Source organism: Streptomyces sp. NPDC058274 (assembly GCF_042881375.1).
Lineage (GTDB): Bacteria > Actinomycetota > Actinomycetes > Streptomycetales > Streptomycetaceae > Streptomyces.
This window is the reverse complement of record NZ_JBHVXW010000005.1, coordinates 413,693-440,339: the sequence shown is the minus strand read 5'-3', so window position 1 is coordinate 440,339 and position 26,647 is coordinate 413,693. Positions and strand designations below refer to the sequence as shown.

27 protein-coding genes and 3 pseudogenes are annotated in these 26,647 nt (G+C 72.7%); 12 read left to right on the top strand and 18 right to left on the bottom strand.

The features are described 5' to 3' along the window. Nucleotides 1–76 precede the first annotated feature (76 nt). On the top strand, nucleotides 77–1,669 hold the full coding sequence (locus ACFVYF_RS14145) for an alpha-amylase family glycosyl hydrolase (protein WP_389455454.1): 1,593 nt from the start codon (nucleotides 77–79) through the stop codon (nucleotides 1,667–1,669). Nucleotides 1,670–1,765: 96 nt separating this feature from the next. Here ACFVYF_RS14145 and ACFVYF_RS14140 read toward each other — a convergent pair whose 3' ends face one another. The 4 genes from ACFVYF_RS14140 to ACFVYF_RS14125 form a co-directional block, all read right to left on the bottom strand. Further along, nucleotides 1,766–1,948: a hypothetical protein gene (locus ACFVYF_RS14140; RefSeq protein WP_389455453.1), complete on the bottom strand. Its 183-nt coding sequence runs from the start codon at nucleotides 1,946–1,948 to the stop codon at nucleotides 1,766–1,768. A gap of 163 nt (nucleotides 1,949–2,111) precedes the next feature. Further along, nucleotides 2,112–3,356 carry an RNA polymerase sigma factor gene (locus tag ACFVYF_RS14135; protein ID WP_389455491.1) on the bottom strand — a complete coding sequence of 415 codons (1,245 nt, stop codon included), beginning with the start codon at nucleotides 3,354–3,356 and terminating at the stop codon, nucleotides 2,112–2,114. Continuing rightward, on the bottom strand, nucleotides 3,347–3,688 hold the full coding sequence (locus ACFVYF_RS14130) for a YciI family protein (RefSeq protein WP_389455452.1): 342 nt from the start codon (nucleotides 3,686–3,688) through the stop codon (nucleotides 3,347–3,349). Before ACFVYF_RS14130 ends, ACFVYF_RS14135 begins: the two co-directional genes overlap by 10 nt. Continuing rightward, nucleotides 3,685–4,422, bottom strand: a complete 738-nt coding sequence (locus ACFVYF_RS14125) for a nuclear transport factor 2 family protein (RefSeq protein ID WP_389455451.1) — start codon at nucleotides 4,420–4,422, stop codon at nucleotides 3,685–3,687. The genes ACFVYF_RS14130 and ACFVYF_RS14125 overlap by 4 nt, the downstream gene beginning before the upstream one ends. Nucleotides 4,423–4,944: 522 nt before the next feature. Here ACFVYF_RS14125 and rho point away from each other — a divergent pair. Both rho and ACFVYF_RS14115 read left to right on the top strand, forming a co-directional pair. After that, nucleotides 4,945–6,087, top strand: coding sequence for a transcription termination factor Rho (gene rho / locus ACFVYF_RS14120; RefSeq protein WP_389455450.1), 1,143 nt, complete (start codon nucleotides 4,945–4,947; stop codon nucleotides 6,085–6,087). A gap of 87 nt (nucleotides 6,088–6,174) precedes the next feature. After that, a pseudogene (locus ACFVYF_RS14115) lies at nucleotides 6,175–6,999 on the top strand (D-alanyl-D-alanine carboxypeptidase family protein); the annotation flags it as partial. Between the two features lie 59 nt (nucleotides 7,000–7,058). On the opposite strand, the gene ACFVYF_RS14110 reads toward ACFVYF_RS14115, so the two are convergent. From ACFVYF_RS14110 to ACFVYF_RS14060, 11 genes and pseudogenes are all read right to left on the bottom strand, one after another. Then, entirely contained in the window at nucleotides 7,059–8,471 is a 1,413-nt protein-coding gene (locus ACFVYF_RS14110) for a glycosyltransferase 87 family protein (protein ID WP_389455449.1), read from the bottom strand. Next, entirely contained in the window at nucleotides 8,468–9,856 is a 1,389-nt protein-coding gene (mptB, locus tag ACFVYF_RS14105) for a polyprenol phosphomannose-dependent alpha 1,6 mannosyltransferase MptB (protein ID WP_389455448.1), read from the bottom strand. The genes ACFVYF_RS14110 and mptB overlap by 4 nt, the downstream gene beginning before the upstream one ends. 158 nt (nucleotides 9,857–10,014) lie before the next feature. Further along, nucleotides 10,015–10,956, bottom strand: coding sequence for a glutaminase (locus tag ACFVYF_RS14100; RefSeq protein WP_389455447.1), 942 nt, complete (start codon nucleotides 10,954–10,956; stop codon nucleotides 10,015–10,017). Nucleotides 10,957–11,135: 179 nt separating this feature from the next. Further along, complete coding sequence (locus tag ACFVYF_RS14095; RefSeq protein ID WP_389455446.1) at nucleotides 11,136–12,185, bottom strand: asparaginase; 1,050 nt, start codon at nucleotides 12,183–12,185, stop codon at nucleotides 11,136–11,138. A gap of 106 nt (nucleotides 12,186–12,291) precedes the next feature. Continuing rightward, nucleotides 12,292–13,023 (bottom strand): FadR/GntR family transcriptional regulator, encoded by a 732-nt coding sequence (locus ACFVYF_RS14090; protein ID WP_389455445.1) that lies wholly within the window; start codon nucleotides 13,021–13,023, stop codon nucleotides 12,292–12,294. Between the two features lie 112 nt (nucleotides 13,024–13,135). Further along, the gene (locus ACFVYF_RS14085; RefSeq protein ID WP_389455444.1) at nucleotides 13,136–13,966 is read right to left on the bottom strand and encodes an undecaprenyl-diphosphate phosphatase; all 831 of its coding nucleotides are present in this window, start codon (nucleotides 13,964–13,966) and stop codon (nucleotides 13,136–13,138) included. Between the two features lie 93 nt (nucleotides 13,967–14,059). Beyond that, on the bottom strand, nucleotides 14,060–14,434 hold the full coding sequence (gene crcB / locus ACFVYF_RS14080) for a fluoride efflux transporter CrcB (RefSeq protein WP_389455443.1): 375 nt from the start codon (nucleotides 14,432–14,434) through the stop codon (nucleotides 14,060–14,062). Then, nucleotides 14,431–14,811 (bottom strand): DUF190 domain-containing protein, encoded by a 381-nt coding sequence (locus ACFVYF_RS14075; protein ID WP_389455442.1) that lies wholly within the window; start codon nucleotides 14,809–14,811, stop codon nucleotides 14,431–14,433. The genes crcB (ACFVYF_RS14080) and ACFVYF_RS14075 overlap by 4 nt, the downstream gene beginning before the upstream one ends. Beyond that, nucleotides 14,808–15,293 carry a fluoride efflux transporter CrcB gene (gene crcB / locus ACFVYF_RS14070; RefSeq protein ID WP_389455441.1) on the bottom strand — a complete coding sequence of 162 codons (486 nt, stop codon included), beginning with the start codon at nucleotides 15,291–15,293 and terminating at the stop codon, nucleotides 14,808–14,810. Before crcB (ACFVYF_RS14070) ends, ACFVYF_RS14075 begins: the two co-directional genes overlap by 4 nt. 186 nt (nucleotides 15,294–15,479) lie before the next feature. Continuing rightward, nucleotides 15,480–15,767: an ArsR family transcriptional regulator gene (locus ACFVYF_RS14065; protein ID WP_389455440.1), complete on the bottom strand. Its 288-nt coding sequence runs from the start codon at nucleotides 15,765–15,767 to the stop codon at nucleotides 15,480–15,482. 77 nt (nucleotides 15,768–15,844) lie between these two features. Further along, nucleotides 15,845–16,394 (bottom strand): annotated as a pseudogene (locus ACFVYF_RS14060) (glycosyl hydrolase 53 family protein); the annotation flags it as partial. Nucleotides 16,395–16,608: 214 nt separating this feature from the next. Between ACFVYF_RS14060 and ACFVYF_RS14055 the strand changes: the two are divergent. Continuing rightward, nucleotides 16,609–16,962 (top strand): VOC family protein, encoded by a 354-nt coding sequence (locus ACFVYF_RS14055; protein WP_389455439.1) that lies wholly within the window; start codon nucleotides 16,609–16,611, stop codon nucleotides 16,960–16,962. Nucleotides 16,963–17,091: 129 nt separating this feature from the next. Beyond that, on the top strand, nucleotides 17,092–17,484 hold the full coding sequence (locus ACFVYF_RS14050; RefSeq protein ID WP_389455438.1) for a MarR family winged helix-turn-helix transcriptional regulator: 393 nt from the start codon (nucleotides 17,092–17,094) through the stop codon (nucleotides 17,482–17,484). Nucleotides 17,485–17,687: 203 nt separating this feature from the next. Here ACFVYF_RS14050 and pqqB read toward each other — a convergent pair whose 3' ends face one another. The 3 genes from pqqB to ACFVYF_RS14035 all read right to left on the bottom strand — a co-directional run bounded on the left by pqqB (nucleotide 17,688) and on the right by ACFVYF_RS14035 (nucleotide 20,887). Next, on the bottom strand, nucleotides 17,688–18,635 hold the full coding sequence (pqqB, locus tag ACFVYF_RS14045) for a pyrroloquinoline quinone biosynthesis protein PqqB (RefSeq protein ID WP_389455437.1): 948 nt from the start codon (nucleotides 18,633–18,635) through the stop codon (nucleotides 17,688–17,690). A 61-nt stretch (nucleotides 18,636–18,696) separates the two neighbouring features. Then, nucleotides 18,697–19,809 carry a hypothetical protein gene (locus ACFVYF_RS14040; protein ID WP_389455436.1) on the bottom strand — a complete coding sequence of 371 codons (1,113 nt, stop codon included), beginning with the start codon at nucleotides 19,807–19,809 and terminating at the stop codon, nucleotides 18,697–18,699. Nucleotides 19,810–20,038: 229 nt separating this feature from the next. Then, nucleotides 20,039–20,887, bottom strand: coding sequence for a LysR family transcriptional regulator (locus ACFVYF_RS14035; protein ID WP_389455435.1), 849 nt, complete (start codon nucleotides 20,885–20,887; stop codon nucleotides 20,039–20,041). A 436-nt stretch (nucleotides 20,888–21,323) separates the two neighbouring features. On the opposite strand from ACFVYF_RS14035, the gene ACFVYF_RS14030 reads away from it, so the two are divergent. From ACFVYF_RS14030 to ACFVYF_RS14000, 7 genes and pseudogenes are all read left to right on the top strand, one after another. Then, on the top strand, nucleotides 21,324–22,058 hold the full coding sequence (locus tag ACFVYF_RS14030; protein ID WP_389455434.1) for an alpha/beta hydrolase: 735 nt from the start codon (nucleotides 21,324–21,326) through the stop codon (nucleotides 22,056–22,058). Next, the gene (locus ACFVYF_RS14025; protein WP_389455433.1) at nucleotides 22,055–22,903 is read left to right on the top strand and encodes a sulfurtransferase; all 849 of its coding nucleotides are present in this window, start codon (nucleotides 22,055–22,057) and stop codon (nucleotides 22,901–22,903) included. Before ACFVYF_RS14030 ends, ACFVYF_RS14025 begins: the two co-directional genes overlap by 4 nt. Before the next feature lie 24 nt (nucleotides 22,904–22,927). After that, nucleotides 22,928–23,836 (top strand): ABC transporter permease, encoded by a 909-nt coding sequence (locus tag ACFVYF_RS14020; protein ID WP_389455432.1) that lies wholly within the window; start codon nucleotides 22,928–22,930, stop codon nucleotides 23,834–23,836. A 2-nt stretch (nucleotides 23,837–23,838) separates the two neighbouring features. Continuing rightward, nucleotides 23,839–24,570 carry an ABC transporter ATP-binding protein gene (locus ACFVYF_RS14015; protein ID WP_389455431.1) on the top strand — a complete coding sequence of 244 codons (732 nt, stop codon included), beginning with the start codon at nucleotides 23,839–23,841 and terminating at the stop codon, nucleotides 24,568–24,570. Continuing rightward, nucleotides 24,567–25,034, top strand: a pseudogene (locus tag ACFVYF_RS14010) (PhnD/SsuA/transferrin family substrate-binding protein); the annotation flags it as partial. The gene ACFVYF_RS14015 and the pseudogene ACFVYF_RS14010, both read left to right, overlap by 4 nt. A gap of 103 nt (nucleotides 25,035–25,137) precedes the next feature. Then, complete coding sequence (locus tag ACFVYF_RS14005; RefSeq protein ID WP_389455496.1) at nucleotides 25,138–25,521, top strand: hypothetical protein; 384 nt, start codon at nucleotides 25,138–25,140, stop codon at nucleotides 25,519–25,521. A gap of 23 nt (nucleotides 25,522–25,544) precedes the next feature. Continuing rightward, on the top strand, nucleotides 25,545–26,645 hold the full coding sequence (locus ACFVYF_RS14000; RefSeq protein WP_389455430.1) for an LLM class flavin-dependent oxidoreductase: 1,101 nt from the start codon (nucleotides 25,545–25,547) through the stop codon (nucleotides 26,643–26,645). Nucleotides 26,646–26,647 lie beyond the last annotated feature (2 nt).

The following is a 26,647-nucleotide window of genomic DNA, read 5'->3' as shown; positions in this document are numbered from 1 at the left end:
GGCCCCGCGATCACCAGTACGCCGTCCTCCCGGTCCCCAGGCCGAGCCCACACGCGGGTGGCCTAAGGTCGCGTGCATGACTTCGTTCCGTCCCGCCCCGGGCTGGCTGGCCGACGCCATCTTCTACCAGATCTATCCGCAGTCCTTCGCCGACTCGAACGGCGACGGCATCGGCGACTTCAACGGGATCGCCGAGCGCCTCGACCACCTCGCGTGGCTGGGCGTCAACACCGTCTGGCTGAACCCCTGCTTCGTCTCCCCGTTCCGCGATGCCGGGTACGACGTCGCGGACTATCTGCATGTCGCCCCCCGCTACGGCTCCCAGGACGATCTCGCCGAACTCGTCGCGCAGGCGGGCCGTCGCGGCATCCGCGTCCTGCTGGACCTCGTCGCCGGTCACACCTCCGACCAGCACCCCTGGTTCACCGCCGCCGTGAACGACCCGGACGACGACCGCTACATCTGGGCACCCGAGGGCCGTCCCGAGGGCTTCGTCAGCTCGCCCGGCAGCCGTCCGGGCGCGTATCTGCCGAACTTCTTCGACTCCCAGCCCGCGCTCAACTTCGGTTACGCACGGACGAATCCGGCCGAGCCGTGGCGCCGGCCGGTCGACGCCCCGGGTCCGCGCGCCAACCGCGCGGCCCTGCGCTCGGTCATGGACCATTGGCTGAGTCTCGGCCTGGCCGGTTTCCGCGTCGACATGGCGGCGTCGCTCGTCAAGGACGACCCCGACCGGACCGAAACGGCGGGCATCTGGACGGAGTTGCGCCACTGGCTGGACGGCGCGCACCCGGGCGCCGTACTGCTCTCCGAGTGGGGCGACCCCGAGGTGTCCGTCCCGGCGGGCTTCCACACGGACTTCTTCCTCCAGTTCGGCGGGACCACGGACGGTCTGCCGCTGCGCTCGCTGTGGAGCAACGGCGAGGGCACGGTCAATGACACCTGGGATCCCCTCGACTGCTTCTTCGACGCGAGCGGCAAGGGCTCCCCTCGCCCCTTCGTGGAGGCCTGGCAGCGTGCCTCCGAGGCCCTCGGCAGCACCGGGTTCATCTCCCTGCCGACCGCCAACCACGACTTCTCCCGCCTCAACTGCGGTCCCCGTACCGCCGATCAGCTCCCCGTGGCCTTCGCCTTCCAGCTGACCTGGCCGACGCTCCCGGCGATCTACTACGGCGACGAGATCGGCATGCGGTACCTCCCGGGCCTGCCCGACAAGGAGGGCAGTGTCCTCGGCCCCCGCTACAACCGCGCGGGCTCGCGCACCCCGATGCAGTGGGACGACGGACCGAACGCCGGTTTCTCCACCGCCCCCGCCGACCACCTCTACCTGCCGGTCGACCCGTCCCCGGACCGCCCGACCGTGGCCGCCCAACACGCCGACGACACCTCGCTCCTGCATCTCGTACGCCGTCTGATCGCGCTCCGCACCAGCTCGCCGGAACTCGGCTCCGCCGGCTCGGTGGAGGTGCTCCACGCCGGATACCCGCTGGTGTACATCCGGGGCGGGCGCTATCTGGTCGTCGTCAACCCGCAGCAGAACCAGGTGAGTTACGCGTACGACGACACGCGCGACGCCCGGGCCCTGGAGACGTCCGGCGTACGCATCGCGAGGGGAACGATCACGGCGGACGGATTCGCGTACGGGATCTTCGACCTCGGCGCCCGGTGATCGCGGGCCCCACGAGGCCGTGAAGCTCCCGGACGCCGCCGAAAGCGGGTCGTTGCGGCCTGCGCAGCAGGAACAGTGCACCGGCCGCCCCCGCACTCAACCCCCGAGGCGGAGACCGGCCAGCCAAGCCTCCGGGACGACGGGCGGGTCGGTCCGCGGCACGTCCAACGCGCGGGTCGCGTCGGACGCGGCGGCGACCGGCTGCCTGCGGCGCGCCGGCAACAGCGCGAGCGCCTTCCTGATGCCGGAAGTGCTGCGGACGGTGACGGTGACGGTCATGGGGATCTCCGGTGTCGCGGGGCGGGCGCTCGCACCCCGTGGTGTGTCACCCCGGGGCAGGTCGCCCCATGGATGGCGCACCCATGGATGGCGGCACCCATGGATGGCGGCACCCATGGATGGCGTCACCCGTGGATGGCGTCACCCCACCGACGAACCGCACCTACGCGGATCGACACTCCGCGAGCCGTTTCTCCAGGAACCGGCGTTCCGCCTCGTTCTCCACCAGCTCCAGCGCCCTGCCGTACGCCTCCGCCGCCTCCCCCATGCGTCCCGTCCGGCGCAGCAGGTCGGCGCGGGTGGCGGGCAGCAGGTGGTATCCCTCAAGCTCGCCCGCCTCCTCCAGCTCGGCGACGAGCGCCAGGCCGGTCTCCGGGTCCTCCGCCATGCCCACGGCCACGGCACGGTTCAGCCGCACCACGGCGGACGGTACGAAACGGGCCAACTCGCCGTACAGGGCCGCGATGTCGGCCCAGTCGGTGTCCTGCGCCGTGGCGGCTGTGGTGTGACAGGCCGCGATGGCCGCCTGGATCTGGTACGGGCCGGGGCGACCGCGCCGCAGGGCGGTTTCGAGCAGGGTCGCGCCCTCGTCGACCGCGGCCCGGTCCCAGGCGGTGCGGTCCTGGTCCTCCAGCGTCACCAGCTCGCCCGCCGCGTCGACGCGCGTGCCGCGCCGGGCGTCGTGCAGCAGCAGAAGGGCCAGCAGGCCCAGCACCTCGGGCTCGTCGGGCATGAGCCGGGCGAGCACGCGGGCGAGGCGGACGGCCTCGGCGCACAGGTTCGTGCGCAGCAGATCGGCGCCGGACGTGGCGGCGTACCCCTCGTTGAAGAGGAGGTAGACCACGCCGAGCACGCCCGTGGTGCGCTCGGGCAGCAGATGCGCGGGCGGTACGCGATACGGGATGCCCGCGTTGCGGATCTTCCGTTTGGCCCGCACGAGACGCTGCGCCATCGTCGCCTCGGGGACGAGGAAGGCGCGGGCGATCTCGGGGGTGGTCAGGCCCGCGAGCGTACGGAGCGTCAGCGCCACCCGGGCTTCGATGGGCAGCGCGGGATGGCAGCAGGTGAAGATCAGCCGCAGCCGGTCGTCGTGCACACCGGAGTCGTCCTCCGGGCCGGGCCCCTCGTGCCGCGCCAGCACGGCAACCTCCCGCAGCTTCTGCGCCCCCACCGCCTCCCGGCGCAGTACGTCCAGGGCACGGTGGCGGGCGGTCGTGGTCAGCCAGGCGCCGGGGCGGCGCGGCACGCCGTCGCGCCGCCACCGGTCCAGTGCCTGGGTGAAGGCGTCCTGCGCGCACTCCTCGGCGAGGTCCCAGTCGCCGGTCACCCGGATCAGGGTGGCGACGACTTGACCCCATTCCTCGCGGAAGGCGGCCGCGACCGCCTCCTCGACGTCGTTCACTCCCAGACCGGCCGCACCTCCACCGAACCGCCGCCCAGCGCGGCGGGGTGTCGCGAGGCGAGCGCGATGGCCTCGTCGAGGTCCGCGACCTCGATGAAGTCGATCCCCGCGACATACTCCTTGGACTCCACGAACGGCCCGTCGCTCAGCAGCACTTCATCGCCCTGCACGCGGACGGTGGTGGCGTCGGTGGACGGCCGCAGCCGCGCACCACCCGTCACGATGCCGCCGCGGCGGACCTCTTCGACGTACGAGGTGAAGCGGGGGTCCTCGGCGATCTCCTCGGGGCTGAGCTCCTCGCCGCCGACCGGTGTGCAGATGAACAGCGCGTACTTCATGACGGGTCCTCCTCGACTCCGGCGTCGAACGGAACGGACGTGTGCTGGTGGACGATCTTCCACCGGTCGCCGGCGGCGCGGTAACCGGTGGTCGACCGCACCACGGTGTCCAGCGGCTCCCCGTCGGTGAGCGTGCCACGCACGCGGACGAGGGCGTGACTGAACGCGACGCTCTCGTCGACCCGGACCCGGAATTCGAGCACCTCCCGGTCCACGGGTCCCGTCAGGGTCGACAGCCACCACTCGTGGGCGGTGCGCAGGGCGTCGGTCCCGCTCTGCGGCAGGCCGCTCATGGGGTGGAACACCTCGGCGTCGGCCGCGTAGCAGGCGATCAGCCGGTCGACGTCGCGTTCCCGGTGGGCGGCCGTGAGCTCGGCGTCGATCCGGCGGATCTCCCCCTCGGCGTCCTCGTCCTCCCAGAACGCGCGCACCTCCATGGCACCGATGGCGGCCACGGGATGCTCGGCGGCGACCTTCACGGCCTCCTCCAGGCTGTCGCAGTCGAGGATGTCGTACCCGGCGACGTACTCCTTGGTCTCCGCGAACGGCCCGTCCGTGCGCAGCACTTCACCGCCGCGGACCCGTACGGTGACCGCCTCGGCGGGGAGCTGGAGCCGGTGGCCGTGCAGCCGCACACCGCGCTGGGCGCCGTGCTCCTCGACCCAGGGTTCGACGGGTGCCATGCCGGAGGCGTCGGCCGTGTCGTCGCCGCAGACCAGCAGCATGTACTTCATGGTTCCTCCAGGTGCTCATGAGGTCCTGACACCCCACCGACGAACGGGCCGGCGCCGAATCGACACCCTTCCACTTTCTCCCGGCGAACGTCCCGCCGCCTGCGCCCCGGCGGATCCCGGGACACGGCGTGGCCAAGGGGGAATACGGCACCACACGGCTGCGTTGACGGGTACACCGGGTCAGGTTCGTGACACGCCGAACGCGCCCCGTACTCGGCCACGGAACGCGGCGTCCCCGCCGCGATACCCTGTGCTACAGTGCGATCAGCACTTGTGTACGCCCCGTCTTGGGCGCCGGTGCTGAATTCCTTTCATTTCGCTGCGTCGCCCGTCCGATCCGGACCTGCGCACCAGCTTCTCCGCACCACCTCTCGAGCACGGCCATGGACGGTTCCCTCCGTCCGCCGTACGCGAGGTGCTGTCTCCTCGCCGCGTGGAGGCGTGAGCACGCCGCCTCACCGGCCATCCCCCTCCCTCTCATGGCCTCACGACCTCATGAAAACGTCCTCGAAAGGACCTCCCATGACCACCACACTCGAACACCCCCCTGTACAGCGGCAGCTGCCGGCCCACGCCTCCGGTGTCCTCGACATCGCGCACAACGGGCAGGGGTACCTGCGCGACGCGGGCTGCCTGCCCACACCGGCCGACGTCCAGGTCTCCGCCGCGCTGATCCGCCGTCACGGCCTGCGCAAGGGCGACCTCGTCGAAGGCGTCCGCGGCGGGCCCCGCGCTCCGCTCACCGAAGTGGAGCGGATCAACGGCCGGGCTCCCGAAGAGCTGCGCCGGCGCCGCCACTTCCGCGATCTCACCCCGCTGCACCCGCGCGAGCCGCTCCGGCTCGAACACCCGGCGAGCGGTCTGGCCGGACGCCTCGTCGACCTGGTCGCCCCCGTCGGCAAGGGTCAGCGCGGTCTGATCGTGGCCCCGCCCAAGACCGGCAAGACGGTACTGCTCCAGCAGCTCGCCGCGGCCGTCGCGGGCAATCACCCCGAGGCGCATCTGATGGTGCTGCTGCTCGACGAACGGCCCGAAGAGGTGACCGACATGCGGCGCTCCGTGCGCGGCGAGGTCTTCGCCTCGACCTTCGACAAGACGCCCCAGCAGCACATCGCGCTCGCCGAACTCGTCGTGGAGCGCGCCAAGCGGCTCGTCGAGATGGGCCAGGACGTCGTCATCCTCCTGGACTCCCTCACCCGGCTGTGCCGGGCGCACAACAACGCGGCCGCCGCCGGTGGCCGCACCCTCAGCGGCGGCGTCGACGCGGCCGCGCTGCAAGGCCCCAAGCGCCTCTTCGGCGCCGCGCGCCTGGCCGAGGAGGGCGGCTCACTCACCATCCTCGCCACCGCTCTGGTGGAGACCGGCTCCCGCGCCGACGACTTCTTCTTCGAGGAGCTCAAGGGCACCGGCAACATGGAACTGCGACTGGACCGGACGCTCGCGTCCAGGCGTGTCTTCCCGGCCGTCGACATCATCCCGTCCGGCACCCGCCGCGAGGAACTCCTGCTGCCCGCCGCCGAGTTGACCGCCATACGCGGTCTGCGGCGCGCCCTGCAGACGCGGGACGGCCAGGCGAACCTCGAAACCCTTCTGGAGCGGTTGCGGGCCACCCCGAACAACGCGGTCTTCCTGCGCCAGGTCCAGCCCACGCTCCCCGCCGCCTGACGTCCCGCGTGCGGCATCCGGGTGCTGCATTCCGCCGCGCGGCCCGGGCAGCCCGCTGTACGGCGCACGCGTTCCTACGTTTGCGGTATGACCATCGGATTCTCATCCCGCGCCGCTGTCTCGTGCTCCGTCGCCTGCGCGGTCGGCGCCCTGGCCCTCGCCCCGAACCCGGCCCTCGCCGACACCGGAACAGGCCCGGGCACGCCGGGACCCACGGCCTCGCGGCCACTCACGCTGTACGGCCCAGGAACACAGGTGCGGCCACGGGCCGGTGCACCGGCGGTCCCCGACGTCTCCGCGCTGTCCTGGGTGGTGGCGGACGCCGGGACCGGTGAGGTGCTCGCCGCCCGGGACGCCCACCGCCCGCTGCCGCCCGCGAGCACCCTCAAGACCCTGTTCGCCCTCACCGTGCTGCCCGCACTGCCCGGCAGCGTCAAGCACACCGTCACGGAGCAGGAGCTGGAGGGGATCGGCGACGGCAGCAGCCGCGTCGGCGTCACCGAGGGCCACACGTATCGCGTCGACGACCTGTGGCGCGGTGTCTTCCTGAACTCCGGAAACGACGCCGTGCACGTCCTGGCCGCGATGAACGGCGGCTGGCGGGCCACCGCCGCCCGGATGCAGACCAAGGCCCGCTCCCTCGGCGCGCTGGACACCCACGTCGTCTCTCCCGACGGCTACGACACCCCCGGCCAGGTCTCCTCCGCGTACGACCTGGCCGTCTTCGGACGGGCGGGGCTGCGCAACCCGGACTTCGCCCGCTACTGCGCCACCGCCGAGGCGACCTTCCCCGGGGACGGCTGGGCGTACGAGATCCAGAACACCAACCGGCTGCTGACGGGCGCGGACGGCGTCGACCCGTACCCGGGCCTGATCGGGGTCAAGAACGGCTACACCAGCGGCGCGGGCAACACGCTCGTGGCCGCCGCCCGCCGTGGCGCACGCACCCTCGTCGTCACGGTGATGAACCCTCAGGCGGGCGGCGCGTTCACCGTGTACGAGGAGGCGCGCGAGCTGCTCGACTGGGGCTTCGCGGCCGCCGGCCGGGTCTCCCCGGTCGGCTCGCTCCTGCCCCCGCGGACCGTAGCCGCCGACGCGCTCCCGTCCGCCGGGACCGCGGCACACACCGGGCCCGCCTCGCTGTCCGCCGTCTCCGGTGACCAGGGCGGCGCCGGCTGGCCGGAGACGGGCGTGATCGTCGGCGCGGCCGGCGTGGGCGCCGGGGCGGTGGCACTCGCCCTGCGGCTCAAGAACGGCCGTATCACGCGGTCCTGACCCACCGGCAGCCAGATCAGCAGGCCGAGGGTGATCCACACGTAGGTGTTGCTGCCGAGGAATCCGCCGATGCCGGACGCGTCGTCGACCCACAGCCACACCACGCTGCTGCACAGGACCGCGTACAGCGCGCCCGCGGTCCGCAGCAGCCGCCGCCGCACCAGTACGGCGAGGGACGGCAGCAGCCAGACGAGGTGGTGCACCCAGGTGACCGGGCTGACCAGGCAGGCGGCGAGTCCGGTCAGCGCGAACGCGGCCGGCCAGTCCCCGGCGGCGACGGCCCGGCGTACCCGCCCTGCCCAGACGCACAGCACCAGGCCGGCGGCCAGCTCCCAGGCCGTCCGGCTCGGGTCCCCCGGGGCCGCGAGGCGGGCCAGCACGCCCTGCACCGACTGGTTGGAGACGTAGGCGAGACGGCCCACGCGAGTGGTGTCCCAGAGCGCGTCCGTCCAGTAGAAGCGCGAGTCGTCCGGCGCCGCCCAGGCAGCGACGGCGGTGGCCGCCAGGGCGACCGCGGTCGCCACCCCGGCCGCGCGGCGGCGGCCGGCCAGCAGCAGGAGGCCGATGAACAGCGCGGGCGTCAGCTTGACGGCCGCGGCGAGGCCGATCCCGACACCGGCCCAGCGGCCACGGCCGGTGGCGAGCAGCCAACCGTCGCCGAGGACCAGGGCGAGCAGCAGCAGGTTCACCTGGCCGAAGCTGAGGGTGTCGCGGACCGGTTCGAGCAGGGCCAGCAGACAGCACGCCAGAGCCCAGGCGAACCAGCGGTGACGGCGGAGTTCCGCACCGGCCAGGAGCCACAGCACGACCGCTGCCGCCGCGAGGTTGAGCAGCAGTCCCACGGCGATCGCGGTCCGCAGCCCGACCAGCGCCATCGGCAGCATGCTGACGGCGGCGAACGGCGGATAGGTGAAGCCGTACGTCGTCCCCGGCACCCGGTAGTCGTAGATCCGTCCGCCGTGGTGGACCCACAGGTCGACGGTCCCGTAGTAGACGCGCAGGTCGAACCAGTTGCGCAGCAGCGGCACGGTGGCGGTGAACGCCCCGACGGCGAGGGCGAGTCCGAGGATCAGGGTCAGCCGTCCGCGGTCGGTTCCGGGCAGGCTCACGCGGTCCGCCCGAGTGCGGGCGCCTGCGCGGCCTGGTGGGCCTGCCACAGTACGACCATCGCGAGCACTCCCCCGGACACGGCGAGGACGACCTGTTCGACGTCCGGTGGGCCGCCCCCGGGCAGCACGCCGAGCGCGAGCACCGCGCTGACGGCCGCGACCCGCCGGCGCACCGGGCCTGCGGGCGCCGCCGCGGCGATGAGGAACAGCCCCCACAGCGCGTACCAGGGCCTGATCGCCGGACCGAGCACGGCCACGGCCGCCAGGCTCAGCCCCAGCGCGTACAAAGGTCCCGGCCTCAGCCGCAGCCAGATGAAGAGGACCACGAGCGCGGTGGCCGCCAGCCCGGCCGCGTGCCACAGCGTCGGCGCGAGGGGCGCGAGACCGCTGCCCAGGTTCCGCAGCAGCGTGCCGGTGCCGCGACCGAGCACGCTGGTGGGCGACCAGTTGTGCGGGGACACCGGTGTCTTCAGGGCGCCGATCCAGCCGTATCCCGTGCCGGTCAGCGCCGTGGCCGCGACGGTGGTCGCGAGCGCGACCGCCGCGGTCGTCAGAGCCGCTTTCGCGGTGCCGTGGTGTCCGCGCAGCGCGACGATCGCCGGCAGTCCGAGGACAGCGGGTGCCTTGACGAGGGCGGCGAGCGTGACGAGGACGGCGGCCAGGACGGGCCACCGGCCGCACGCGGCCACCAGACCGACGCCGAGCAGGCCCAGCATGAGGGCGTCGTTGTGCGCCCCCGCCACCAGGTGCAGCAGCACAAGGGGGTTGAGGGCGCCGAGCCACAGGGCCGCTGCCGGGTCGGCGCCGCTGTGCCGGGCCAGCCGGGGCAGCGCCGCAGCCATCAGGGCCACCCCCAGCAGCGCCACCAGACGCAGACCGAGCAGCCCGGCGGGTATCTCGCCGTGGGTCAGGGCCGACAGCGCGGACGCCACGGCGAGGAAGACCGGGCCGTACGGTGTCGCGGTGTGCCGCCAGACCGGTGCCACCTCGTCGGCGAGCGGTCCGCCGAGCTGCGCGGGCCCGTGCGTGTACACGTCCATGTGGGCGTCGACCATGGCGCCCTGGGCGAGGTAGCTGTAGACGTCCCGGCTGAAGAGCGGCGGTGCGAGCAGCAGCGGCGCGGCCCAGACGGCGAGGACGGTCACCAGGGCGCGTGGAGTCGGCGGCTCGGGCCGGCGCAGGACGGTGCCCAGCAGCGCCCACGCGGCGATCAGCAGGACGACGCCGAAGTACACGCCGACCAGGCCGAGCGCGGCCTGCCCGGAGTCGGGCGCGACCAGGTCCCGGACCGACAGCGCGCCGGCCGTCTCACCGCCCGCCGCGAGGAAGGCGGTACCGGCCAGACCGAGCGTCCGGCAGCGGTGGAGATCGACGGGGAAAGCCATGGCCAGCACCCGGGAAGCGTGTCAACGTCGGGTGGCCGGAAGGCGACGCACCGCCCTCCGGGCGGGGGCACGCGTATGACAGCCAGTGATCGATGCGCGGGCCGGCGGTGTCCGGCTCGCCGCGACCCCCTGGGGGTGAGGGCCCGTTGGCCGGGCGTTCAGAACACCGACACACCCGTCAGCGTGGTGAACCGGTCCAGCGCCGCCACGCCCGCCACCGAGTTGCCGCGCTCGTCGAGGCCGGGGCTCCACACGCACAGCGTGCAGCGGCCGGGTACGACCGCGATGATGCCGCCGCCGACACCGCTCTTGCCGGGCAGCCCGACGCGGTACGCGAACTCGCCCGCGGCGTCGTACGTCCCGCAGGTCAGCATGACCGCGTTGACCTGCTTGGCCTGACTCTGGCTGAGCAGCCGGGAACCGTCGGCCCGCAGGCCGTGCCGGGCCAGGAAGCCGGTGGCGAGCGCGAGATCGGCGCAGGACGCTTCGATCGAGCACTGCCGGAAGTACTGGTCCAGCAGCACCGGCACCGGGTTGTCGATGTTGCCGTACGACGCCATGAAATGGCCGAGGGCGGCGTTGCGGTCGCCGTGCAGGGCCTCCGAGGCGGCGACGTCCTTGTCGAAGGTGAGGTCCCCGTTGCCGCTCTCGGCGCGCAGGAACTCCAGCAGGCTGCCCGCCGCGTCGCCGGTCTGCGTCTGCAGCCGGTCGGTGACGACGAGCGCGCCCGCGTTGATGAACGGGTTGCGCGGGATGCCGTTCTCGTACTCCAGCTGCACCAGGGAGTTGAAGGGGTTGCCCGAGGGCTCGCGGCCGACGTGTTCCCACAGTTCGTCGCCCTCGCGGGCCAGGTCGAGGGCCAGAGTGAAGACCTTGGTGATGGACTGGGTGGAGAACGGCTGCCGCCAGTCCCCCACCCCGTACACCGTGCCGTCGAGCTCCGCGACGGCCATCCCGAAGCGGCGCGGGTCACAGGCGGCCAGCGCCGGGATGTAGTCGGCGGGCCGCCCGCTTCCGGGGGTGCGCTCGATCTCGCCGGCGATGCGCTCCAGGACCGGCTGGAAGGTGGGGGACGACAGAGACGCGGACATGATCACCATTGTGCAGCCCGGACGGGCCGTGCGCCCCTCCGCGCCGGGACCGCAGGACGGGGACACGACTCCCCCGCCACGGGGCGACGACCCCGGCGGGCAACTGCCAACCCCAGGACGCCTTGCAGGCCTTGCCGCTCGCCTTGGCCGCTCGCCTTGGCCGGTCGCCTTGGCCGCTCGCCTGGGGCTCAGCAGTCCGCGGAGTGCATGAGCGGGTCCAGGGCGCGGACCGGCCGGATGCTCCCCACCACCGCGCCGCCACCGAGCAGCGGCGCGCCGGCGAACTCGGCGAGGGCCGCCGGGTCGACGCCGGCGCGCGCCAGGGCCGCCGCGGTCACCGGGACGCGCGCCCGGTCCGCCCCGTCGGCGATCTTCACGGCGACGGCCCGGCCGTCCGGCAGCGCCGCGACCTGCACGCCTTCGAAGCCGTCCTTGGTGAGCAGCCCGGGCACGGCCCGCATCAGCGCGGCGGCGTCGCGGCCCGAGCCGGACGCCATCTCGGCGTGCTCGCGCATCGCGTCGGCCACCCGCGCCTCGGGAGTGCCCGGCGGGGCGGTGACGATACGGACCGCGGCGCGCGCGAGACCGTGCAGGGAGACGGCGAAGAGGGGCGCGCCGCAGCCGTCGACGGTCACCCGGGCGACCGCCTGCCCGGTGAGATCCTCGACGATCTCCGCGATGGCCTGCTGGAGGGGGTGCGCCGGGTCGAGGTAGTCGTCGAGGGACCAGTCGTTCAGGCGGGCGGTCATCAGCATGGCCGCGTGCTTGCCCGAGCAGTTCTGGGCGAGCCGGGAGGGCAGCCGTGCCTCACGCACCCAGCGCTCCCGTACGACCGGGTCGAAGGGCAGGTCGGCGACGTTGCGCAGATCGTCCTCCGTGAGGCCGGCGAGCTCCAGGATCCGCCGGGTGCCGGCCAGATGCCGTTCCTCGCCGGAGTGACTGGCCGCGGCGAGCGACAGCAGTTCGCCGTCCAGGGGCAGCCCGGCCCGGAGCATCGCGACGGCCTGTACGGGCTTGAGCGCGGAGCGCGGGAAGAAGGCCGCCTCGATGTCACCGAGTTGCAGCTCCACGCTCCCGTCGGCGGCCAGCACCACCACGGACCCGTAGTGGATGCCCTCGGTCAGACCGCCTCGCACGAGGTGGGCCACCGGCGCGTGCAGGGGTTCACGGACCACGGGGGCCGCCGCCACCGAACCGGCGTACGTCACCGGGCCGCCGTACGTGATCGACTGGTTCACGCGTCCACTCCGTCGCGTATCGCGGTGCCCGGGACACGTACCGAAAACCGGCCGAGGAGGGGGGTTGTGGGGGCGAGGGGCGCGCCCTCGCACAGGAACTGCTCGCTCATGCCTGGGATCCGCCTTTCGCGGTTGGGTCCGTGCGCTCGGAGCGCAGGATGGAGGTGAGGGTGGTCTCGACGCGGTCGAGGTGATGCGACATGGCAGCCACCGCGTCCTGCTCGGATCCGTCGACGAGCGCCTCGACGATCGCGCGGTGCTCCCGGTTGGACTGCTCGCGGCGGCCGCCGAGTTCGTTCAGGAAGGCCGACTGGCGGGCGAGGGCGTCCCGGATCTCCTCGATGACCCGGCGGAAGACCGGGTTCTGGGAGGCCTCGGCGACGGCGATGTGGAAGACCGTGTCCATCGCGACCCAGGCGGTGGTGTCGGTCTCCCGTTCCATCCGGTCCAGGAGATGGACGAGGTGGTCGAGGTTCTCCGGGGTCCGGCGCACCGCCGCGTATCCGGCGACCGGGATCTCGACATGGCGGCGCACCTCGAGGAGGTCGCCGGCCGCGTAGTCGCCGAAGGTGGGTTCGTCGACGGCGTCGGCCACCACGAACGTGCCCTTGCCGGTACGGGACACCGTCAGGCCCATCACCTGCAGAGCCCGCAGCGCCTCGCGCAGCACCGGCCGGCTCACCTCCAGACGGCGGCAGAGCTCGGCCTCGGAGGGCAGCTTGTCGCCGACGGCGTACTCGCCGCGCTCGATGGCCGCGCGGAGGTGGGTGAGCACCGCTTCCATGGCGCTGACGCGCCGCGGCACCGCGCCACTTGTCTGGCTGTCTGACAGGTTCACCTTGGCGATACTCCGGGGAACACGACGGAGCTGTCAAACGGCGGACACACGGGAGCCGGTGTCCCGACGGACACCGGCTCCTCGCGGCGCGGGCCCGCAGGCCCGGTTCAGCTCACAGCACGCCCGCGCCGAGCAGGCCGAACAGCGCCACTCCGATGATGATCCGGTAGATCACGAAGGCGTTGAAGGAGTGCTTGGCGACGAACTTCAGCAGCCAGGCGATGGACCCGTACGCGACGACGAAGGAGACGAGGGTGCCGACCGCGAGCGGAGCGGCGCCGACGCCCGTGCCCAGGGCGTCCTTGAGCTCGTACAGGCCGGCGCCGGTCAGGGCCGGGATGCCGAGGAAGAAGGAGAGCCGGGTGGCCGCGACCCGGTCCAGGTCGAGGATGAGCGCGGTCGACATCGTGGCGCCGGAACGCGAGAAGCCCGGGAAGAGCAGGGCGAGGATCTGCGAGCTGCCGACCAGCATCGCGTCCTTGAAGGACGTGTCGTCCTCGCCGCGCTTGTGCCGGCCCATCTGGTCGGCCGCCCACATCACACCGCTGCCGATGATCAGCGAGGCCGCCACCACCCACAGCGAGGCGAGCGGCCCTTCGATGAGCGGCTTGGCGGCGAGGCCCACGATCACGATCGGGATGGTCGCGTAGATGACCCACCAGGCGAACTTGTAGTCGTGGTTCTGGCGCTGCTCGCGGTCGCGCAGTCCGCGCCCCCAGGCCGAGACGATCCGCACGATGTCCTTGAAGAAGTACACGAGCACGGCGGCGATCGCGCCGACCTGGATGACCGCCGAGAACCCGACGACCGCGTTGTCGTCGACGGGGATCCCCATCAGACCTTCGGTGATCTTGAGGTGGCCGGTCGAGGAGACGGGGAGGAATTCGGTCACGCCCTCGACGGCTCCGAGGACGACGGCCTGACCGACGTTGATGACGCTCATGGGATCCAGTTCTTCTCAGGGAGGCAGTGCGGCGGGCACAGTCTTACTACACGGACATGGCCGTCCATGGCCAAACGCGGGGCAGCCCGGGCCCTAGGCCCAGCAGGCCTCGGCGACCGCCACCCCGGCGAACGCGGCGCCCAGTCCCGCCACCACGCTCGCGACGACGTTGGCGGCCGCGTAGACCCGGGCGCCGTCCTCGGCCAGCCGCAGGGTCTCGTAGGAGAAGGTCGAGTACGTGGTCAGCGCCCCGCACAGGCCGGTGCCCAGCAACAGCTGGAGGTGCGAGGCGGCGGCGCCCGCGGCGGCCGCGCCGGTCAGCAGGCCGAGGATCAGACAGCCCACGACGTTCACGACGAAGGTGCCCCAGGGGAAGACCGAATCATGCCTGACCTGCACCGCGCGGTCCGTCAGATAGCGCAGCGGGGCACCGACCGCGGCACCCGCGACGACGAGCAGCCAGTTCACAACGAGCTCTTACCTTCCCGGTCCGTTTCGCCGGACTCATCCCCTCGTCCCGCGTACCGGATGACCTCGCACTCGTCGAGGATCACCAGGCCTTCGGTGACGAGCTCGTCGAGCTGCGGCAGGAAGGCGCGTACGCGGTCCTCGGTGTCCACGATCACGACGGCGACCGGCAGGTCCTCGCTCAGCGAGAGCAGCCGGGAGGTGTGGATCAGCGAGGAGGCGCCGTACCCCTCGATCCCGCGGAAGACGCTCGCTCCGGCGAGGCCGGCGGCCAGGGCACGGTGCACGATCTCCGTGTAGAGCGGCTTGCGGTGCCAGGTGTCGTCCTCGCCGATGAGGATCGTCACGCGCAGGGCGTCGCCGGTCAGCCTTGTCATCGCCGCCTCCGTACCAGGGTCCGCCGGGTCGCCGTCGCCGCGAGCCATACCGCCGCGAGCGCCGCGCACAGGGTCGCGGCGAGGTAGGCGAGCGCCGTCCTGGGACGGCCCGCCCCGACAAGTCGCTGGATGTCGACGGCGTACGTGGAGAAGGTGGTGAAGCCGCCGAGCACCCCGGTGCCGAAGAACGGGCGCACCAGCCGGTGGGCCAGCCACCCGTCCGTGATCACGACCATGAAGACGCCGATCACCGCGCAGCCGACGACGTTGACCCCGAAGGTGGTCCAGGGGAAGCCATCGGCGCGCGAGGGCCACAGGAGCGATGCCCCGTACCGGGCGGTGGCGCCGAGTGCGCCGCCGAGCGCGACCGCGGCGACGGCCGGGCCCTGGCCGTGCCACGCGTGCGGCCGCCGGGCCGGTGCCCGTGCCGGGGCGCCCGGACCCGTGGGCTCGTCCACCCTCTCGGGCTGCGGGACTGTCATGTGCGTGCATCTCCGGCAAGATCGCGACCGGTTCACAGCGTAACGCCGGGGGTCCTCGCCGCGCACTCGGTCAGCGGGCGGCGGCGGGCGCCCGGGCGTCCGCACGGCCTGGGCGACCTCGGGACGATGCGTCGGCACCCTGGCCGTAGGGCGGACGATGCGTCCGTGCCCCGGCCGTGGGCGCCGTCACCAGCCCTTCTCGAACAGCTGCTTGACCTCGGCGATGCGGTATTCGTCGCGACGGTAGACCGTGCACCCTGCGGCGCGCCCGGCGCGCAGCAGGCCCATTCTCGCGAGCAGTTCGAGATGTGCGCTCGCCGCCGGCACGCTCAGCCCGAGCGCGGTCGCGACGGTGGCCGCGCTGACGCCCTCCGTGGCGAGGTCGGCACAGCTCTGCGGAGGGAAGTGAGCGACGGGATCCTTCAGCCGCTCCAGGATGTCCAGGCGTGTCCCGCCGACCGGCAACTTCAGCATCTCGTCCCCCTCGGTTTCCGCACCGAACGCGACTGCCCAAGGACCCGGCCGCTCGGCAGCCGGGCCGTCACACGGGTTCAGCGGTGACTGAACCACGACATGGCCGGAAGGGCCCTGTCGTCATAGCCGAACAGCGCCTGTTCTCCCAGCCGTTGGCGGAGGCGCAGTCCGCCGGGTCCCAGCCGGTGCCTGCGCCCGCCGTCCAGGTGGCCCCCAGTGGAAGACACCGATCCCGCGGCCGTTCGGCACGGCTTCGACGATGTTCCTCACGTCCCGGAGCCGGGCGGACTGCCCGGCCGACGAGGCCGCGTACCCGGCGACCAGCTCACCGGTTGTGTCGATGATGTTGGTCAGGGAGCCCTCGGTGGCCGGACGGGACGGGTGGGCCGTCTCTGCCACGAGGACTGGTGTGCCGTGACGGGACGCCGCGTCGTCCAGGGTGGTCTGGAAGCCGGCGAACGAGCCGTGCCAGTCACCGTAGTACGACTGGCCGATCGCGTCGAAGGTCACACCGTGCGCCACCGCGTTGTCGAGCCATCAACGGATGCCCACGAGGTCGCCACCCTGCGCCGGGCGCAGCGCCACGACGGTCGACGGGGAGACCGTCTTCGCCGCGCCGTAACCGGTGAATGCGGCGCTCCCGCGTCACGCGAGCCCGGGCCCTCCCGGCCGGCGGCGACCGGACCGCGACCGAAAGGCGCCCGAAAGGCGCCCGGACCGCGACCGGTCAGGATCGGAGAAGCCATGCGGCATCCCCCCGGCCTAACGTGAAGGGGCCGGCGAGAACCCGTCGGCGCGAGACCCGTTCACTCGCATCAACGCCCAGCACCGAGGAGTCGCCATGACCGCCGGCCTGAAGACCATCATCTACCCCGTCAAGGACATCGCCCGGGCAAAGGCCCTGTTCACCGCCTTGCTGGGCATCGAGCCCTATGCGGATGAGGCGTACTACGTCGGCTTCAAGGACGCCGGACAGGACGTCGGCCTGGACCCCAACGGCCACGCCAAGGGGATGACGGGCCCGGTCCCCTACTGGCACGTCTCCGACATCAAGAGCACTCTCGCGGGGCTCCTCGCCGCCGGCGCGGAGCCGCTGCAGGAGGTCCAGGACGTCGGCGGCGGCAGGCTGATCGCCTCGGTCAAGGATGCCGACGGCAACCTCATCGGGATCCTCCAGGACGCGCCTTCGGAGTAGGTGCGCGCACCGAGGCTCGGCGCGGCTTCGCGGGCGCGTCCGCAGGTGCCGCTCCGGGACCGGCGAGATGCATGCACCCGCACTAGTTGCACCCTCAATGATTGGCCTGATCTCTGTTACCGTGCATATATGGCAGCCAAGACCAGCGGAGCCCGGCTCGAAGAGCAGTGGCGGGACATCCTGTCGGTGCACGCGCGCACGATGTGCGAGATCGACCGTGCCCTGCATCCGCACGGCCTCGGCGCCAGCGACTTCGAGGTACTGGACATCCTCGCCGCGGGCAACGCCGCGGCCGCGGTCGAGCAGTGCCGGGTGCAGAACATCGCCGACCGGGTCCACCTGAGCCAGAGCGCCCTGTCGCGCCTCATCGGGCGACTGGAGAAGGAGGGCCTGGTCGAGCGCACGCTCTGCCAGGAGGACCGGCGCGGAGTGTGGGTCGCCCTCACCGCCAAGGGCCGCGACCTGCACGCCGAGGTGCTCCCGCTGCAGCGGGATGTGCTGGCCCGCATGCTGAAGGGCTGACGCTTCGCGGGACGTTCGCGGTGGGCCACGGCTCGGAGATCCACAGTACGGACAGGCGCGGTGTGCCACGGCTCGAAGATCCACAGTACGGACAGGCGCGGTGTGCCACGGCTCGAAGATCCGCAGGGCACCGCGGTGCGGACAGCCGCGATGTGTCACGCACGGGCCGGCCGGCGCCGGCCAGTGCCGACCTGACAGCACACCTAGACCGCGAACTCCGCGCCGTCCGGAAGGACTTCCACCCCTGTCCCGGTCACCTGGGCGCGGGCCGGTGAGTCCGGGTCCAGCAGCGGGTTGGTGTTGTTCAGGTGGGTGTAGATCCGCCGTGGGCCGGGATGGCGGGCCAGGGCGGCGAGGCTGCCGTGCGGTCCAGAGACGGGCAGGTGGCCCATGGCGGACTGCCCGTGCGGTGACCTGACCGCCGTGCCCATCTCGTCGGGCGTATGGAACGTGCCGTCGAGCAGCGCACAGTCCGCCGTGGCGAGAAGCCCGTCGAGCACGGGCGTCCAGGCCGCCACACAGGGCGCGTAGACGAGCACTCCGCCGGTGGCGAGATCCTCGACGCGGTACGCCGTCACCCATCGGTCGTCCGCGGCCGGTGGTGCGGTAGCGGCGGTAGCGGCGGTAGCGGCGGTAGCGGCGGTAGCGGCGGTAGCGGCGGTAGCGGCAACGTACTTCGGAACCTTCGCCCCGAGGGGATGGGCGCTGACCGCCAGGCCCCCGGAGAGCACGAGGCCGCCCTCGGCCAGGCTGTCGGCCCAGTCCCAGCAGGCGTAGCGGTCGAGCATGGCGCGCAGCGGGGCCAGCGTCTCCAGGACCGGCGGCGCCGCATGGATCCGCAGGCCCGGGCCGCCGCGCAGGATCGTCAGGCCCATGACGTGGTCGGCCTCGGCATCGGTCAGCAGCACACCCCGGACGGGGGTCTCCCTGGGGCCGGGTCCGGGCGCGAGCGCCTCCGTGGTGACCAGCTGCGTTCGGATGTCGGGTGAGGCGTTGAGCAGCCACCAGTCGCGGGAGTTCCCGCTGACGGCGACGCACTCCTGCGTGCGCGCGGGCAGTTTGCCGGCGCGGGCCGCGGCGCAGAGCGCGCAGACGCAGTTCCACTGAGGGAAGCCGCCGCCCGCGGCCGTACCCAGCAGGACGACTCTCACGGCAACCCCACCCTCCACGTCGGACGCACCGAAGGTGATGTTCCCCTCGGGGCGGGCTCGACTACGTGGTGGCAGGGGGCAGTTCCGGACGACCTTCGCCGGGTCTGCGGTCGGCAGGCCGCCGGGGCGGGACCGGGGTCGTCGGAAAGTCGCGCGGACCGGTCCACAGCGCCGGCACGGCGTCCCCGCGGCGGCACAACGCGTACCCGATGGCCTCGTAGTTGACCCGCCAGCCATGGAAGTGCGGCCATGCCTGGCGCGTGGCCCGTTCCGCGGGGAAGCCCGAGGCCACAACCATCGCCACCGCCGCGTCGAACTCGGTGTAGGTCAGCCGGATCGGTCCGTCCGGGTCCGGGTCCGGGTCGAAGTCGAGGCGCAGCGCCCTGGCGATGTCGCGCAGGGCGGTGAAGCCGGCGCGCAGCACCAGGCGCGCGTCGGGCGGGGCGCTCCGCGGGGCGAGGGCCAGCTGCATGGCGGCGGCGTCCATGACGGCGAGCAGGCCGACGATCCAGCTGCGGTACGGACGCGGTGAACGGAACGTCAGCAGGATCGGGTACGCGGAGTGGCTCTCGCCGAGGTCCGAGGCGAGCCGCTCCCAGGCGCGGTACAGCGCAGGCAGCGCGGTCTCGGCGTCGACCAGCCACTGCCTGGCCAGGATCTCCGGCCCCCAGGCGGGTTCACCGGCGCGCGACTGGAGCAGGGTCACCTCCAGCTCGCGGCGGTTGTAGGCCGCGTACAGCGTGGGCAGATACGCGATCTGCAGGGCGATCACCACCGGGCCCGTGACCGCCGCCATGAAGTCCACGACGGACAGGTGCAGTCGGTCGCCGCTGGCGAAACCAAGGGTGAACAGGCTCGAACCGGCCTCGCGCAGGGAGTTGGTCCACGTCAGCGCCGAAATGGCGTGCAGCAGCAGGCCGAATCCGAGCAGGGCACCGCCCAGCCAGGTGGCCAGCATGCCGCTCAGCATCAGCGGGGCCAGCCAGGTCTGCGCGCGGTCCTGGGCGTCGTAACCGCCGCGCCACGCGAACAGCCGCAGCAGCCGGCGCAGCACCCGCCACCAGCTGTTGACCAGCCTGGAGTACAGGCCGCGGGGCACCACCAGGGTGCGCAGGATGCTGCCGAGGATCAGCGCCTGGAGCAGTCCGCCGGCCACGCCGGAGATCCATTTCATGCGGGTCATTGTCACCGCCGGCCGGCGGTCACCCGCGGGGCCTCGCCGCCGCTGCGGCGCTCCCCGCACCGGCCGAGGCCGCGCGTCCCACCTCACGCAGAAGCCGTACGCCCGCACACGCGGCCCGTGCGGCCCGTCCCGGCGCGACCACCGGCCGGCCGTCGGCGCGAACCACAAGCGGGACCCCTGACCCCGAGGACCTGTCCGGCGCCGCGAGCCGGCGCCTCGTTCAGCGCAGCAGGTCCCGTACGGCGTCGAAGGCGGCCTCCACGGTGGCCGGATCCGCGCCCGGGCGGGCCAGCGCGCTCATGGGGATCGGGGTGACCGCCGGCAGCCCGCCGTACGGGGTGAGCCCGTCGGGGGCCGCGCCGACCGCGGCGAGCAGGGCCACTCCCTGTCCGGTGCGGGCGATGTCGAGGACGCCCGCCAGATACCCGGCGTCACCCACGACCGTGGACGCCACCCCGTTCGCGGCGAGCGTGGCGATGGCCCGGCGGCGGATCGCGCACGGGTCCTCGATGGCGACCAGCGGCACCGGAGCGGGGGCGGCGGGCGGCGCCCAGCCGGGTGTGGCGTGCCAGGTCAGCGGCAGCCCGCCGACCGGGGTCCCCTCGGTCGCGGCCGCCTCGGTGACGTAGACCGCGACGTCGACACTGCCGCGCTCGACCGCCTCGACGAGCCGCGCCGAGCGGTCGATGCGGAAACGCACCCGGCAGCCGGGGCGTACCTCCTGCACGGCCGCGGTGAGCCGGGGCAGGAACTGGTCGGCGGCGTGTTCGGTGGAGCCGACGGTCACGATGTCGCCGTCCACGTCCAGCAGGGCCCGTACCGCCTCGTCGTGGACGGCGAGGATCCGGCGGGCCTGTTCCACGAGCAGACGTCCGTCGGGGGTGAACCGGGTGCTCCGGCCATCCCGTTCCACGATCGCGCGCCCGAGGGTCTTCTCCAGTCTGCGGACGTGCTGGCTCACCGCGGACTGGCTCAGGGTGAGGGCGCGGGCCGCGCGATGGAAGCCGCCGCAGTCGGCTATCGCGGTCAGGCTGCGCAGGGCCACGATGTCGAGGACAGGTTGGGGCATACGGCGACCGTAGCAAGACCCTGAGCTGGCATCGATCACGATCCCTGATCGATTTCGATGCAGAATCGTCGTTGGACGCCGTCCGCCGTGGCCGGTCATGATGAACGCATGCTGCACACGACCGCATTCGCTGCCTTTCTGACGCAGCGCCGAGTCATCGACTTCGGCGTGGCGAGCAGCGCGCGCTGTCGTTGACCTGCTGATCCGGTCCGCCCCTCCGCCCGAGGCCCGAGCGGTCCCGGTGGCGCCGAGTGGCCGGCCGGGCCCTTGCCGGCGCACATGACGCGTGCCCTCCGCGCACCCCACATGTGACCGCCACACCTCTCTCCTCTCGCCCGGACCGCGCTTCGGCCGCCGACCCACCGTGTGACGACGGTTCCGACCCGCAGGCCCGCACCCCCGCATGCCCGCCCCCCCGCATGGGAGTCGCCCCCTCATGTCCGCATCCCCGTCCTCCCCGTCCGCCCCTCCCACTCTCCACTCGTGGAACGAACCCGACGGCCTTGCCGCGCGCGGCACGCTGATCGTGCTGGCCGGGCGGGGGGAATACGGTGGCGTGTACGAACGGTTCGGCCGCCGGCTCGCCTTCGACGCCTACCGCGTACGGGCCCTCGGCGACCCGACCGCCGACCCCGCCGTCCTCGACCGGGCGGCCAAGCTCCTCGCGGACGAGTCGCTGCCCGGCCCCAAGGTGGTCGTCGGCTCGGACACGGGGGCGCTGTACGCCGCCCGTCTGGCCGCCGAACAGCCGACGGGCATCGACGCACTGATCCTCGCCGGACTGCCCACCTCCCCCTGGACGTCCGGGAGTTGGGAGGAGGAGCGGGCCGCGCGAACCGCCTGCCCCACCCACCAGGGCCGGCTCACCGACGACCCGCACTTCCGGCGCGGCGCGCTGGACGAACCCGCCGATCCACCGGAGCTCCGCCTCGATCTCGTCCGCGTCCCGGTCCTCGCGCTGCACGGCGCGGACGACACCATCAGCCCGCTCGACCGGGCACTGAGCTCGTACGAAGGGTTCCCCGAGGTGCGGACGGTGACCTTCAACGGCGGCCGCCACGACGTACTGAACGACGCGCTGCACCGTACGGCCGCTGCCACGGTGGTCCTCTTCCTGGAACGGCTGCGTCTCTCCGCCGACCTGCCGGTCATCGCCGAGGGCCTGGCATGAGCGCGCGCGTGACGACGACGGCCGCCGAGCTCGGCAGCCTGCTGCGGTCCGCGGCACCGCCGGTGGTGCTCGACGTGCGCTGGGCGCTGGGTGACCCGCACGGCCGTGACCACTACGCGGCCGGGCACATCCCGGGTGCGGTGTACGTCGACCTGGACACCGAACTGGCCGCGCCGGCCGACCGCGAGGGCGGCCGCCATCCGCTGCCGGACCTCGCCGATCTGCAGGACGCGGCCCGGCGATGGGGCGTGCGGGCGGGGCGGGCGGTCGTGGTGTACGACGACTCGGGGAACACGGCCGCCGCCCGCGCCTGGTGGCTGCTGCGCCACGCCGGTGTGCCCGAAGTGACGCTCATGGACGGCGCGTTGGGTGCCTGGCGGGCGGCCGGGCTGCCGCTGGAGTCCGGCGCGCCCGCCGATCCGCCGGCCGGTGACGTCGTCCTGCGTCCGGGCGGGCTGCCGGTCACGGACGCGGACGGAGCCGCCGAACTGGCCGCGAGCGGGCTGCTGTTGGACGCCAGGGCCGCCGAGCGGTACCGCGGCGAGGTGGAGCCGGTCGACCCGCGCGCGGGCCACATCCCGGGCGCGGTCTCCGCGCCGACCGGCGAGAACCTCGCGGCGGACGGGACCTTCCTCCCGCCCGACGTGCTGCGCAAGAGGTTCGAAGGCAAGGGCGCGAGTGAGGCCGGCCGGATCGGTGTCTACTGCGGCTCCGGCGTCACCGCCGCCCACCAGATCGCCGCACTGGCCCTCGCCGGGTACGAGGCAGTCCTCTTCCCCGGCTCCTGGTCCGCATGGTCCGCCGACCCCGCACGCCCCGCCGCGACCGGCCCGCTGCCGTCCTGAGGCGACGCGAGAGGAACCCCCATCATGACGACAGAACCGATCGGCGCGACCGCCACGGCGCCGCCGGACGACGGCGGCACGACACCCCGGGCCGACGTCCCCCTCACGAAGACCGCTCCGGCGCCCCGCGTCACCATCCGGGGCACCACCCGGGCCACCCGCCGCTGCACACTCCCCCGCTCCGTCCGCCGCACGGCCGGCCCCGTCGGCCTCGTCCTCCTGTGGTTCCTGACCTCGGCCACCGGGGTGCTCCCCGAGTCCGTGCTCGCCTCCCCCATGGACGTCGTACGCCAAGCCGTCGACCTCACACGGGACGGTGAACTCCCCGGCGCCATCGCCGCGTCGGGGCGCCGGGCCGCCACCGGGTTCCTCATCGGGGCGTCGGTCGCGCTGACCCTGTCCCTGCTGGCCGGGCTGTTCCGGCTCGGCGAGGACATCATCGACTCCTCGATGGGCATGTTCCGGGCGATTCCGTGGGTGGGTCTGATCCCCCTGTTCATCGTCTGGTTCGGCATCGAGGAGACGCCGAAGATCGCGCTGGTCGCCGTCGGCGTGACCTATCCGCTGTACTTCAACATCTACGGCGGCATCCGCTCCACGGACGCCCAACTCATCGAAGCCGCACGGATGATGGGGCTCGGCCGACTGGGCCTGATCCGCTATGTGATCCTGCCGAGCGCGCTGCCCGGGGCCCTGGTGGGCCTGCGGTACGCACTGTCCACCGCCTGGCTCGCCCTCGTCTTCGCCGAGCAGATCAACGCGGACGCCGGGCTCGGCTATCTGATGAGCAACGCCCAGCAGTACTTCCGCACGGACGTCATCGTGCTCTGCCTCGCCGTGTACGCCCTGCTCGGTCTGGCCTGCGACTTCGCCGTACGGATCCTCTCGCGTCGCCTGCTGACCTGGCGGGCCTCCTTCGAAGGCGAGGCCTGAGCATGAGTCCCACCACTCTGGCGAACAGTGTCGAGATCCGTGGGCTCTCCCGCGCCTTCGACGGCCACACCGTTCTGCACGACCTCGATCTCGACATCCGCAAGGGCGAGTTCGTGGCCCTCCTCGGCCACAGCGGCTGCGGCAAGTCGACGCTGCTGCGGATCCTCGCGGGGCTCGACGACGAGATCGGCGGCGAGGTCACCGTGCCGGCGCGGCGCAGCGCCGCGTTCCAGTCGCCCCGGCTGCTGCCCTGGCTCAAGGTGTGGCGCAATGTCGTCCTCGGGCTGCCGGGCCGCCCCGACCGGGCGCTCGCCCGGCGGGCCCTGGACGAGGTCGGCATTGCGGAGCGGGCCACCGTCTGGCCGAAGACGCTCTCCGGCGGCCAGGCGCAGCGGGTGTCGCTGGCCCGCGCCCTCGTCCGGGAGCCCGAACTGCTGCTGCTCGACGAGCCGTTCGGCGCCCTGGACGCGCTGACCCGGGGCAGGGTGCAGCAGCTGGTCGCCGAGCTGTGGCAGCGGCACGGCTGCGCGATCCTCCTGGTCACGCATGACGTGGAGGAGGCGCTGCTGCTCGCCGACCGCGTGCTGGTGATGGACGAGGGCCGCATCGCCCACGACCTCACCGTCGGTCTGCCCCGGCCCCGTGATCTGACCGCACCCGAATTCGTCAGCCTGCGCGCCCGCCTCCTGGGCTGGCTCGGCGTCACCTCCACCCTGGAAGGGAACCCCTCGTGATACGCAGACTCGCAGCGGCCACGCTGAGCCTGGCCGCCGTGCTGGCGCTGACCGGCTGCGGCGCCGACTCCGCCGCCGACACGGCGGGCGGCCGGGACGGGGTGACCCTCACCATCGGCGACCAGGCCAAGACGCTGCAGACCATCGTCGCCGCCTCCGACGCCCTCAAGGGTGCCAAGTACAAGGTGAAATGGGCCGAGTTCGAGGGTGCGGCCCCGCTCTACCAGGCCGTGCAGGCGGGCGCCGCCGACACCGCGTACTCCGCCGACCTGCCCGCCCTCCAGGCCCTCAGCGGCGGGGTGAAGTTCAAGAACGTGGCCGCGCTCAAGAACGACGGACATCACACGGCGATCATCGTCCGCAAGGACTCCTCGGTGAGGAGCGTCAAGGATCTCAAGGGCAAGAAGGTCGTGGTGTCCTCCGCCAAGGGCAGCATCGCCGAGTACCTGCTCGCCAACGTCCTTCAGCAGAACGGCCTCAAGTACTCCGACGTGAAGGTGCAGTACCTGCTTCCCACGGACGCGCAGGAAGGTCGAGGTCTGGGCGACCTTCGGGGTCTATCAGGCCGTGGGTCTGCAACAGGGCGGACGGCTCCTGGTCGACGGTGCGAACGGACGCATCAGCGGGTACGGCTTCATCGGCGCCTCCGAGAAGGCGCTCGCGAACCCGGCGAAGAAGACCGCGCTCGGCGACTTCCTCGAGCGGCTCGGCACGGCCCTGAAGTGGACCGACACGCATCAGGACGCGTACGCCGACGCCATCGAGAAGCGCAACGGCGCCGACCCCGCAGTCGCCAAAACCCTTGCCTCGGCGGCCTACAGCCGCCTCCTGCCGATCACCTCCGAGGTGAACACGAAGGTGCAGGGCGTGGCCGATCTGATGCACGGCATCGGCGTACTCGAACCGAATGTCGACGTGGCGAAGTCCGCCGACACGTCCGTCCTCAAGTGACCTGAGAAAGCCAGGAGACCGCCATGCCCGTCGAGTTCATCAGTGCCGTGCACACCGCCGCCGGATCGTCCGGCCCGGCGGCCAGTGCCCGCACCGGCTTCGACCCCGACTACGTACGCCGCTACGCCCGCGCCCTGGACGACGGCGGCTTCGACCACACGCTGGTCGCGTACCACTCGGCGTCCCCCGACGCCCTTCAGCTCGCCCAGTTCGTCGCCACGCACACCGAGCGCATCCGCCCGATCCTGGCGCACCGGCCGGGCGTCATCTTCCCGACCCACGCGGCCCGCGCCTTCGCGACGCTCGACCGGATCAGCAACGGCCGGCTGGCCGTGCACATCATCTCCGGGGGCAGCGACGAGGAGCAGCGGCGGGAGGGCGACTACCTCAACAAGGCCGAGCGCTACGAGCGTTCGGACGAGTACATCCAGATCCTGCGGAAGGTGTGGGCGGCGGACGGGCCGGTCTCGCACGAGGGCCCGCACTACCGGTTCGAGGGGTACCACTCCGACGTACGGCCGGTGAACGGTCTGGTCCCTGTCTCGGTGGGCGGGTCCTCGCAGGACGCGTACCGGGTGGGCGGGCAGCAGGGCGACATCTTCGGGCTGTGGGGTGAGCCGCTGAAGGAGACGGCCGAGCAGATCGCCGCGGTCAACGCGGTCGCGGACGCGGCCGGGCGACCGCACCCCCGCATCTGGGTGTCGTTCCGGCCGATCATCGCGCCCACCGAGGAACTGGCCTGGGAGAAGGCCCACCGCACCCTCGGCGCGCTGAAGGACCAGGTGGCGAGCACCGGGCAGCTGCGCCACTACCGGACGACCGGGCGCCCGGCCAACGTCGGCTCGCAGCGGCTCCTCGACATCGCCGAACGCGGCGAGGTCCACGACCGCTGCCTGTGGACGGCCCCGGCGGTCGCCACGAACGCCGCGGGTGCGTCGACCGCACTGGTCGGCACCCCGGAGACCGTCGCGGCGGCACTCCTCGACTACGTCGACATCGGCTGCGACCTGCTGTCGATCCGCGGCTACGACCCGCTCAACGACGCCATCGACTACGCCCGTCACGTCCTGCCGCTGGTCCGTCAGGAACTCGCCCACCGCGCCGCGACCACCCAGGCCGCCTGACC